The sequence below is a fragment of the Neobacillus citreus genome (genome assembly GCF_018343545.2).
GTDB classification, from domain to species: domain Bacteria; phylum Bacillota; class Bacilli; order Bacillales; family Cytobacillaceae; genus Neobacillus; species Neobacillus citreus.
Map to the genome: position 1 here is coordinate 37,469 of NZ_JAGYPE020000019.1, position 11,201 is coordinate 48,669.

9 protein-coding genes are annotated in these 11,201 nt (G+C 41.9%); 8 read left to right on the plus strand and 1 reads right to left on the minus strand.

What is annotated here, in order from left to right; translation table 11 throughout:
- Window positions 1–26: 26 nt before the first annotated feature.
- Complete coding sequence (locus tag KHB02_RS12435; RefSeq protein WP_213140015.1) at window positions 27–1,763, plus strand: AMP-binding protein; 1,737 nt, start codon at window positions 27–29, stop codon at window positions 1,761–1,763.
- A gap of 38 nt (window positions 1,764–1,801) precedes the next feature.
- Here KHB02_RS12435 and KHB02_RS12440 read toward each other — a convergent pair whose 3' ends face one another.
- Window positions 1,802–3,040, minus strand: a complete 1,239-nt coding sequence (locus KHB02_RS12440) for an MFS transporter (RefSeq protein WP_213140016.1) — start codon at window positions 3,038–3,040, stop codon at window positions 1,802–1,804.
- Window positions 3,041–3,489: 449 nt separating this feature from the next.
- Here KHB02_RS12440 and proB point away from each other — a divergent pair, with 449 nt between their 5' ends.
- From proB to KHB02_RS12475, 7 genes are all read left to right on the plus strand, one after another.
- Window positions 3,490–4,602, plus strand: coding sequence for a glutamate 5-kinase (gene proB / locus KHB02_RS12445; RefSeq protein WP_213140017.1), 1,113 nt, complete (start codon window positions 3,490–3,492; stop codon window positions 4,600–4,602).
- 5 nt (window positions 4,603–4,607) lie between these two features.
- Window positions 4,608–5,849 (plus strand): glutamate-5-semialdehyde dehydrogenase, encoded by a 1,242-nt coding sequence (locus KHB02_RS12450; protein ID WP_213140018.1) that lies wholly within the window; start codon window positions 4,608–4,610, stop codon window positions 5,847–5,849.
- Between the two features lie 77 nt (window positions 5,850–5,926).
- A complete protein-coding gene (locus KHB02_RS12455) occupies window positions 5,927–8,194 on the plus strand; it encodes an ATP-dependent DNA helicase (protein WP_213140019.1) in 2,268 nt (755 codons plus the stop codon).
- 138 nt (window positions 8,195–8,332) lie between these two features.
- On the plus strand, window positions 8,333–8,587 hold the full coding sequence (locus tag KHB02_RS12460; RefSeq protein ID WP_213115601.1) for a FeoA family protein: 255 nt from the start codon (window positions 8,333–8,335) through the stop codon (window positions 8,585–8,587).
- Complete coding sequence (locus tag KHB02_RS12465; RefSeq protein ID WP_213140020.1) at window positions 8,577–9,269, plus strand: FeoB small GTPase domain-containing protein; 693 nt, start codon at window positions 8,577–8,579, stop codon at window positions 9,267–9,269. The genes KHB02_RS12460 and KHB02_RS12465 overlap by 11 nt, the downstream gene beginning before the upstream one ends.
- On the plus strand, window positions 9,270–10,643 hold the full coding sequence (locus KHB02_RS12470; protein ID WP_213140021.1) for a nucleoside recognition domain-containing protein: 1,374 nt from the start codon (window positions 9,270–9,272) through the stop codon (window positions 10,641–10,643). It abuts the gene before it with no gap.
- A 69-nt stretch (window positions 10,644–10,712) separates the two neighbouring features.
- Window positions 10,713–10,994 carry a DUF1292 domain-containing protein gene (locus tag KHB02_RS12475; RefSeq protein ID WP_213140022.1) on the plus strand — a complete coding sequence of 94 codons (282 nt, stop codon included), beginning with the start codon at window positions 10,713–10,715 and terminating at the stop codon, window positions 10,992–10,994.
- Window positions 10,995–11,201: the final 207 nt, after the last annotated feature.

The following is an 11,201-nucleotide window of genomic DNA, read 5'->3' on the forward strand; positions in this document are numbered from 1 at the left end:
TGGCATAATGGAGGAGATTTGAGGAGATGAATCAGACAGAATTATTAAATGAATTATCTTCCCGTGAGGAAGTCGTGCCCAAATGTCTTGAATATTGGGCGGAAACAGCCGGGGAGAATACCTTTATTTATTACGGGGAATCCGATAAAAAAATTTCGTATCAAAAATTTAATCAGATTGCCAATAGCATTGGCCATTCTTTAAAAGCCAGGGGAGTCCAAAAGGGGGATCGGATCTCGGTCTTTTTGAGAAACCCTATTGTTACTACCATGGTAATGTTTGGAATTTGGAAATGTGGGGCTGTTTTCAGCCCTATTAATTTTAACTACCGTGGAAGGCTGCTCAGTTATCAGTTAAAAGATACCCAGCCAAAAGTACTTTTTACCGAGCGTTCAATGGTACCAATTTTAAACGAAATTGCTTCCGAAGTTGAACAGTTGTCAACCGTTGTCTTCAATCCCCAAGAAGGCGATCATGATTATATAGCGGAAATGGCGGATATCCCTTTAAATCTAGTTTTTAATGAAATTTCCTTTGACCGAATGCTGCAGGCTGAAACAGATAATCTTAATATCGAGTTAAACTATTATGACACTGCCAATATCATTTATACGTCCGGAACAACAGGTCCGGCTAAAGGAGTCGTTCAGTCCCATCGCTGGGTGAATGGCTATACATTAAGATTACGCTCTTGTTTGACGCAAGAGGATGTTGTTTATAACGATCTTCCGTTGTATCACGTCGGCGGTGCCTTTGCCAATATCGCCAGAGCCTGTTATGGAGGATGTACGGTCGCGATCTGGGATAAATTCAGCCCTAATCAATTTTGGACGCGGATTGAAAAATCAGGGGCAAGTGTAGCAATTTTACTTGATGTCATGATCCCTTGGCTGATGAATGCAAAACCATCAGAAAACGACAGGTTCAATACCCTCAATAAAGTACACATGCAGCCACTGCCAAAATATCACAATGAGGTAGCCAAACGATTTGGGTTTGATATCGTCACGGCCGGGTTTGGCCAGACGGAAGCTGGAGCGCCTATGTCCAGCGTTATCTTAGAAACAGAAGAGGGAGAAGGTACCCCAATGCACCTTTATAAAGGGCTTTCAAGAAAGGAGATAATTGCCAATTGCGAAAAGGAGCAAGTTCCGATTATTGACGGCAAAAAAGAATTAAATAAAGGGTTCATGGGGAAACCAAACCAATATTTTGATGTCATTGTTTTGAATGAAAAAGATGAGGAGGTTCCTGTCGGGCAAGTAGGACAAATTGCCTTCCGCCCGCGTCTGCCGCATCTTGTCTTATCCGAATATTACAACAAGCCTGAATCGACCAAAAAAGCTTTTCAAAATCTTTGGTTCCACAGCGGAGATGCCGCATATCTAGGTGAAGACGGCTTTTACTATTTCGTCGACCGCCTTGGCGGTGTGATTCGCTGCCGTGGTGAAAAAATATCCTCCTATCAATTGGAGGATATTATCAACAGCCATCCTGATATTGATTTGTGTGCCGCCTTTCCTGTACCGGCTGAAGTCGGTGATGAAGATGACGTCGCTATTTATGTGGTGAAGAAAAATGGTGCAGAAATCGATGAAGAGGAATTAAGGATTTGGGTGAAGGATAAAATGCCAAAATATATGTGGCCGAAGCATATCCGCTTTACCCTGGACATTCCAAGGACACCGACCAACAAAATTGAAAAATATAAATTACGCCAAGAATTAATGAAGGAACTGGAGAAAGAAAAAGAAGTCGTATAACACCCATAATAAAAAAGCATCATTTTGATGCTTTTTTATTATGGGCTGACATGTTCTTTTAAATCCGTATTTAGATTGATTTTCACTTGCTCATTTTGCGCCGCATTTTTAACCTTTAACGTTAAAATGATCCCAACAGTCAAGCAAACAGTTGAAAAAATGAACGCTGTTCTAAAGCCGCCAAAATCTTCAATCAACCAGCCTGCGATGGCAGGACCAACCAATTGGCCGACAGCGAAATAGAAAGTGACATAGCTAAAAGCAATCGGCATTTCAGAAGGCTTAACATGGTCCATACTCGCTGCCTGTGTCAAGGTAAAAAGCCCGGTGGAGGTGCTGCTCATTAAAATGATGTGCAATGTGAAGCCAAGCTGTGTAGGAAATAATACCGGAAGGAGCATCGAGAACATGGTTAGTCCCATAGTTAGGATTAACGATTTTCTCCGGCCGAACCTATCAGAAACAAATCCCCAAAACGGCCCGCTGAAGATGGATAATACCCCGTTTAAAGCCATTAGCTGTCCCGCAAATTTTACACTTATTCCCACATCTATCATATAACTCATAATAAAAATTACCTGAACAATATAGGTAAGCCCTACGACACCGTAAATCAAGCCAATATTAATTACCTTTGGATTTTTATAGATTTCCTTTGCCGGTGTTTTTTGCTGCTGCTTTTCAGATACAGGCTCAGCAGGCGGGTTTTTAATGAAAATCATCGTTAATATTACAACCAAAATGCCGATAGCCGCATAAATCCCCCATGCCCATCTCCAGCCATTTTCGCTATTAAGACTGCTAAGATACGGAACAATCATACCGGCAAAAAGGATACCAATTCCCGCTCCACTAGTTGTTAAACCAATGACAAATCCTTTTTTCTGTGGAAACCAGGAAACGAGCAAGGTGATAAACGGTGTAAAGGTAAAGGAAGTACCAATCCCCAATAAAAGCATAAACAAAAAGGCTAACAAATATGAGTTGCCTAAAGAAAGTCCTGCGAGTCCTGCTGTAACCAATGAAATACCGAGTAAAACGGTCCTTTTACTGCCCCATTTAGACGCAAGAATGCCAGCGAAAATCAGTGTGCTTAAATATCCAAACGAGGTAGTTGTTCCTAGAAAGCCTGCCTCTTTATATGACAGGTTTAATCCATCCCGCATAAATGGCAGTATCACCCCATATGAAAGTCTTGCGAAAGCCAGTACGACAGCGGTTGTTAACATTCCAATCAAGGCATATGTAAACAGATTATTTTGGTTCTTATGCTCCATTTAGTACGCTCCTTTATATTTTTAACAACGTATTGTAGTTTTTATTTTAACATTATTTCGATTATAGAAGCATTATTATAGATTAAAAATTATAAATTTTCTTAATTTTTAATTCACATTAATATTACTTCAAATTTTCAAAAAATTCTATTGACTTTTCCTATGTTTCCTATGATAATCAAAGAAATTATATTAAAAGCAAGGGAATAGTAAATTTTTGGAACGTGCAAGAGAGTGAAACCCTAAAGGCTGAAAGGTTTCTCACGGGAAGAGGTTGAACCTGCCCTAATGAATGCTGCTTATGCAAACATAAGTCGTCTAATCCGCGTTAAGGTTTCAAGTGGGTGCATGGCATCAAATAAGGTGGTACCGCGGAAACGATTTTTCCGTCCTTTGTATAAGGGCAGAAGAATCGTTTTTTTTATTTTTTCAAAAAGAAGGGTTTGAAGATGAAGAAACAATTAGTGGTAGTGAAAATTGGGAGCAGTTCTTTGACGACTCCGGCTGGGACAATTTCTGAAGAAAAAATGCGCGACCATGTCGAAGCACTGTCCCTATTAAAAAAACACGGGCATGACGTCATCCTTATTTCATCCGGTGCAATTGCGGCCGGTTTTGGTTCGCTTGGTTATCCAACTCGTCCAAAAACAGTGGCCGGCAAGCAGGCTTCGGCAGCCGTTGGGCAGGGCCTGTTAATGCAGCAGTATATCCAGCTTTTTCAACAATTTCAAATTGTGCCGGCACAAATGTTATTAACCCGGGAGGATTTTTACAGCCAGATCCGGTTTCAAAATCTTTATTCCACGATGACCGAGCTGCTTCACCGGGGCATGCTGCCAATCATTAATGAAAATGATTCGGTATCTATTGAGGAATTGACTTTTGGTGACAATGATATGCTTTCCGCGCTGGTCAGCGGTTTTCTTCATGCCAATGCCCTGATTATTTTAACGGATGTAAATGGGATATATGACGGGAATCCGAAAGTTTCCAAGGATGCCAAGAAATATCATTTCATCCCTGAGGTATCGGAGAATATGCTGGAAGCGGCAGGTGGCAGCGGTTCTTCTTTGGGGACTGGCGGGATGAAATCCAAGCTTCTGGCTGCAAAAAAAGCATTATCGCTTGGTGTTAGTGTGTTTGTCGGAACTGGTTCGGGGCCGGAAAAATTGTTAGACATTCTAGCTGGCAAAGGGGATGGAACGTATCTTGGCGGACCATTCCAAACACAGATGCAAATGAGAAAACAATGGATTGCCTATCATTCACAGGTTGGCGGAGTCATTGAAGTGGATGACGGGGCAGAACAAGCAATCGTGCAAAAGGGGAAAAGCCTGCTTCCGGTTGGGGTTACAAACGTAATTGGTGATTTTAACGCTATGGATGTGGTCGAGGTCCGGAACAAAAAGGGGAAAACCATCGGAAAAGGGCAAATTTATTTTTCCTCACAGGATTTACAAAAAGTAAAAGGGCTGCCAAGCGAACAATCGAAGATTTATTCCATCAATAAGCGTGCAGAAGTGATTCATCGTGATAATTGGGTTATTTTACGGGAGGAGTGAATGGAATGAGTGAATTAATCGAAAAGGCAAAGCTGCTAAAGGCTGCCTCAAAGAGATTAGGGATGCTTTCAACTAGTGAGAAAAATGATGCATTAGGCCAAATGGCCGCTCGCATTGCTGAGGAAAAGGAATGGATTCTTCAGGAAAATGCAAAGGATATTTTAGCTGGCAAGGGTAATGGTCTATCTGATTCCCTTTTAGACCGCCTGCTCCTAACTTCTGAGAGAATCGATCAAATCGTTGATGGAATCCGGCAGGTTATTAGTCTCGAGGACCCTATCGGAGAAGTAATCGAATCATGGGAACGGCCAAACGGCTTGCAAATTGAAACAGTCCGTGTTCCACTTGGCGTTATTGGGATGGTTTACGAAGCACGGCCAAATGTAACGGTGGATGCGGCTAGTCTTTGCTTGAAGGCAGGGAATGCTGTCTTGTTGAGAGGAAGTTCATCCGCACTGAATTCAAATAAGGCACTTGTTCACGTCATGCGTGCTGCCTTGGCCGAAACAGCGATTCCATCGGATGCCGTGCAGTTATTGGAGGATACCAGCAGGGAAACAGCCTCAGAAATGTTTAGGCTGAATCAGTACTTGGATGTGCTCATCCCGCGCGGCGGGGCCGGCCTTATTCGATCTGTCATTCAAAATGCAACTGTTCCCGTGTTGGAAACAGGCGTCGGCAACTGCCATGTATTTATTGATGAAACGGCTGAGCGGGAAATGGCCATCCAGATTGCCATCAATGCAAAATTGCACCGCCCGTCCGTTTGCAACGCAGCAGAAACGATTCTAATTCATGAAAAATGGCCTTATGCTTCTGAATTATTGGCCGCTCTTCATGGCCAAGGAGTAGAGCTACGTGGGGATGAGATATTGGCGGGAGCGAATGCTTTTGTGAAGCCTGCGGATGAAAACGATTGGTATACTGAATTTTTAGCTCCAATTGCTGCGGTAAAGCTGGTTGGTGATGTGCGAGAAGCGATTGACCATATTGATCGATATGGAACGAAGCATTCGGAAGCGATCATTAGCGAAAATGATGATAACGTTAGTTTATTTTTCCGAGCTGTTGATGCCGCTGTACTGTATCATAACGCTTCAACCCGTTTTACCGATGGTGAGCAATTTGGCTATGGAGCTGAAATCGGCATCAGCACGCAAAAGCTGCATGCACGCGGACCGATGGGGCTTAAAGCCATCACAACATCAAAAGCAATTGTACGCGGAACTGGACAGATTCGTTCTTAAAACTCCTCAGCTTGAGGAGTTTTTTGTTATAATAAAGGTGCAAACATACATTCTGTTGTTTAAAGGCCGGTGATTCCGTGGAAGAAATCCGTATATCAGTTAGAACCCTCGTTGAATATGTCTTTCGCTGCGGCAGCATTGATTCGCGGTTTCGCTCGACATCAACGCTTATAGAGGGGACGAGAGCCCATCAAAAAATACAAAAGACATATAAGGAAGGTGATCAGAAGGAAGTCTACCTTCGTACCGAGATTCCTTTCGAAGGACTTCATTATGTTATTGATGGACGCTGCGATGGGCTGCTTTTCTATGGTGAAGAGGTAACCATCGATGAAATTAAATCATTTTCCCACCCTTTTGATGAACTAGAAGGCGAAGGCTATCCGGTCCACTGGGCACAGGCTAAAATGTATGCCTATATGTACTTGATGGATCATCAGCTAACCGAAATTGATGTTCAGCTTACATATGTCCAGGTTGATACCGAAGAAAAGAAACATATTAAAAGAAAGTACATGGCAGAGGAACTAGAGAGATTTGTCTTCGACGTTATAAAAAGCTATGCACCCTATGCAAGCTGGCAGGCAAAACACCGTTCAAAAAGGAATGAAACCAGTAAAGATTTGCGCTTTCCATTCCCATCTTACCGGGAAGGCCAGCGGAAATTAGCTGGTGCTGTTTACAAAACCATTGCAGAAGGGAAAAATCTGTTTGCCAAAGCTCCCACCGGAATCGGCAAAACCATTTCAACACTTTTTCCAGTCGTAAAGGCCATCGGAGAGGGACACATCGACAAAATCTTTTATTTAACAGCTAAAACAATTACCCGAACAACGGCTGAGGACGCATTCGCGCAAATGCACAGAAGCGGTCTATGCGTGAAAAGCGTCACGATAACGGCGAAGGACAAAGTTTGTTTTAAAGAAGAAACCAACTGCCAGAAGGAATATTGCGAGTTTGCCAATGGCTATTATGACCGGATTAATGGTGCAATTCTCGATATTTTAATGAATGAAAACGAACTGACCCGCGATGTTATTGAAGCATATGCTCGCAAACATACGGTTTGTCCATTTGAGTTTTCGATTGACCTTGCCTATGCAGCAGATGCCATCATTTGCGACTATAATTATATCTTTGATCCCCAAGTGTCTTTAAAAAGATTGTATGAAGAGCAAAAGAAATCCACGGCAATATTGGTGGATGAGGCCCATAATTTGGTTGACCGCGGCCGGGAAATGTTTTCGGCTTCGATTAATAAGGACATGTTTCTGCAAATAAAACGAGAATTCAAAGAACTGAATAAACCTATCTCTGAAATTGCCAATAAAATAAATGCCTGGTTTATTGCTTTAAAAAAAGAAAATAAGAGTGAATTTGTGTTGGAAAAGCTGGAAGAACCTTTTTCAGAACTATTGGAGGTATTCGTAACGGAAGCGGAAAAGGTTTTGGCATTAGGAAGCACCCCAACGTTATTAGATGCATACTTTCAAGTTCAATCCTTCCTGAAAATTCTCCAATTACTGGATGAGAATTATATCATCTATGGAGAGAGGAATAAAAACGACGTAATGGTCAAGTTATTTTGCATTGACCCTTCAAACCTGCTTAAGCAAATGGGGAAAGGATTTTGCTCCAAAGTATTCTTTTCGGCAACGCTTGAACCCATGTCCTATTATCAGGACATTCTTGGTGGCGAAGTAGAGGACTATAAGCTGTCAGTCAAATCCCCATTTTCCAAAGAACAGTCTGAGGTTTACATAAAACCATTATCGACAAGGTACAACGATCGGGAACAAACGGCGGGTGAAATCGCTTCATTAATACATTCTTTAACACGAAACCAACAGGGGAATTATCTAATTTTCTTTCCTTCCTATCAATACATGATGACGGTTTATGAACAGTTTCAACAGTTCAATGAAAATGCGAAATTACTTCTGCAGTCAACGGGTATGACGGAAGCACAAAAAGAAGAGTTCTTAGCTGAATTTAAACCAGATTTACAGCAAACAATAGTAGGCTTTGCCGTTCTTGGCGGCATTTTTTCCGAAGGCATTGATTTAAAAGGAGACCGGTTAAATGGGGTGGTCGTTGTAGGTGTTGGGCTACCTCAGCTATGTTTTGAACGGAATCTTATCAAGGATCATTTTTTCAAAAAAAATAAAAATGGCTATGATTATGCCTATGTTATCCCTGGGATGAACAAAGTTTTGCAGGCAGGCGGCAGGCTGATTCGCTCAGAAACGGACCAGGGTACCATCGTCCTTGTTGATGACCGGTTTCTGCAGCGGAAATATCAAGCGCTCATGCCGGAAGAATGGCTTACGTATACGATTATTTAAAGCACTTTTTGCCAGTAATGGAAAAAGTGCTTTTTTTATTGCGGAATTTTTGCAAATTTGATGACAAAATTAGAATCTTTATCATATAATTAACAAAAAGTTGCACGAGGTAAAAACTTTGAAGGTGGTGCAAGAGTGATGGATGAGCCAAAACTTGTTAAGTTGGTTAATGGTGAAAAAGGAAATATTATAAAAATTACTTCTATAAATCTAGATGGCGTCATGCGAAGAAGATTATTAGATTTAGGGTTTGTTGCGGGTGCATTGGTTGAGGTTGTTCGGAAAAGCCCGTTAGGCGACCCGATTGCTTTTCGAGTCAGTCAAACGACCATTGCCCTTCGCAAAGAGGAAAGTGCGAAAATTGAAGGGGAGCTGGTTTCAAGTGGGAAATGAATATCGAATTGCTTTGGCCGGTAATCCGAATACTGGTAAAAGCACATTGTTCAATGCCTTGACTGGTCTTAGACAGCATACAGGAAACTGGGCTGGGAAAACCGTCTCAATGGCACAGGGAAGTGTCCCGTTTAAGGATAAAGTGTTTCAATTGGTTGACTTACCGGGAACGTATTCGCTTTTTTCCAACTCCAAGGATGAAGAAGTGGCTAGAAATTACATCGTCTTTGAAAAGCCGGATGTCACTCTGGTAGTCTTAGATGCCACTTCTCTTGAGAGGAATTTGAATCTCGCCCTACAGGTATTGGAAATGACCAAGAATGTAGTTATTTGCATTAATTTGATTGATGAAGCAGAAAAACAAGGCATCAAGATTAATGAAAAATTGCTGATGAACCGTTTGGGAGTACCAGTGATAAAAATTTCTGCCCGTAATAAAATAGGTTTTCCACTGCTTTTGGATACAATTGACCGCATTATAACTGGTGCAATTGAATGCCATCCTGCACAGATGAAGTACTCGGATGAAATTGAGGAACAAATTCGAAAAATTGAACCAAAAGTCCGTGAGATGGTTGGCGACCGTATTTCGTCGCGCTGGGTATCATTACGTCTGCTTGATGGGGATGAGGCCCTATTGAATGAATTAAATAAGCGGTTCGTACCTGAAGGGGTGAGGTAAATGGACATTCAAGAGCTTTATAGTGAGGCTCAGCAGCTGTCGACGGCAAAGATGCGGGACGATATCGTTCAGCAGCTTTATGATCGAAGCAATCAATTATGCCGCGAAGGTGTTTCTTATACCAAATCCGATCGAGACCTTAGGACTGAAAAATTGGATGCCATTTTCACCTCGCCGATCCTTGGGTTTCCGATTATGATTGCCATGCTTGGTTTGGTTTTTTATATCACGATAGCAGGGGCCAACATACCTTCTGCGATGCTGGCAGAGTTCTTTGGCTCGCTTGAAAAATATATAACTAGCTTTTTTACATTTATTCATGCTCCTGAGTGGGTGAATGGGATTCTGGTTCTTGGGTTATACCGAGGCACAACTTGGGTAATCAGCGTAATGCTGCCGCCGATGGCCATCTTTTTTCCAACGTTTGCTTTATTGGAGAATTACGGCTACCTGCCGCGTGTTGCCTTTAATATGGATCGGTTATTTAAAAGGGTTGGGGCGCATGGAAAACAGTCACTTACAATGGCAATGGGATTCGGCTGTAACGCGGCAGCGGTTATTTCTACGAGAATCATAGAATCTCCTCGGGAGCGGATGCTCGCTATCCTAACTAACAATTTTGTTCCTTGTAATGGGCGCTGGGGAACGCTGATTGTTCTGTCCTCCTTGTTTATGGCAGCCAGTTATACAGGAGGAGTGAAATCCCTTGTAACAACTGGTGTCCTGATAGGAATTGTTATGTTTGGGGTTATTGTTACCTTTTTTGTCTCTTGGGTATTATCCAAAACGGCTTTAAAGGGGGTTCCAACACATTACACATTGGAGCTGCCTCCATACCGCAAGCCGAAAATTTTTGATACCGTTATTCGTTCCTCGGTGACTAAATCTTGGTCAGTTTTGGTAAGAGCAGTGAAAGTTGCCGCTCCAGCAGCAATCCTAACCTGGGTTTTTGCCAATATTTATATAGGTGACACCAGCATATTAATGTACGCCGTTCAGTTTTTAGATCCATTCGGAAAGCTGCTTGGGCTAGATGGCTATATCATGATGGCCTTTATTCTTGGGCTGCCGGCCAATGAAATTGTTTTTCCGATTTTGCTGATGGGTTATTTATCCACCGGTTCGTTAACAGAGGTTGATAGTCTAGTTGCTTTAAAAAAGATTTTAGTGGACCATGGCTGGACGTGGCTGACGGCTTTAAATATGATGTTATTCTCTTTACTGCATTATCCTTGCGGGACGACACTTCTGAATGTCTATAAAGAAACGAAAAGTAAAAAATGGACTTTCCTATCGTTCCTTATTCCGACAGTGATTGCCATTATCGTGCCGTTCGTTATTACACAAACCGTCAGAATGCTTGGCTTAATATAATGCTGTTTAAAATCCATCCTTAATGAGATAATGAATAAGGATGGATTTTTCTATTGGGAGGAATTTACGATGAGTAAAGTTGAAGTAGGCGAAATTTTTACGATTAGTGATGATGAGAACCAAGAGGGGCAAGAAGTCGAAGTTCTCGGAGTCATGACCCTTGAGGGAACCGATTATGTGGCTGTTGGATTTGTAGAGGATATCCTTGAGGCTGGCGAAGAAGATATTGATATCTTTTTCTTAAAGGTCGATGGAGATGGCGATTTTTCAGCCATTGAAAGTGACGAGGAATTTGATAAGGTTGTCGCTGCTTTTGAAGAAATGATGGAAGCGGAAGAAGAAGAGGAATAATTTTGATTTAAAGCCTTGTTAGGAAGTTATCTGTAGTTGATAACGACCTTAACAGGGTTTTATTATTTTGTTCGGTCGATATGAAAGGCTTATAACTCCCGAAGTCAGATTTTTGATGATGGTTCATTCGTTATGAAAGGATTATAACTCCCGAAGTCAGATTCTTGTTGATGGCTCGGTCGTTATAAAAGGATTCATAACTCCCGA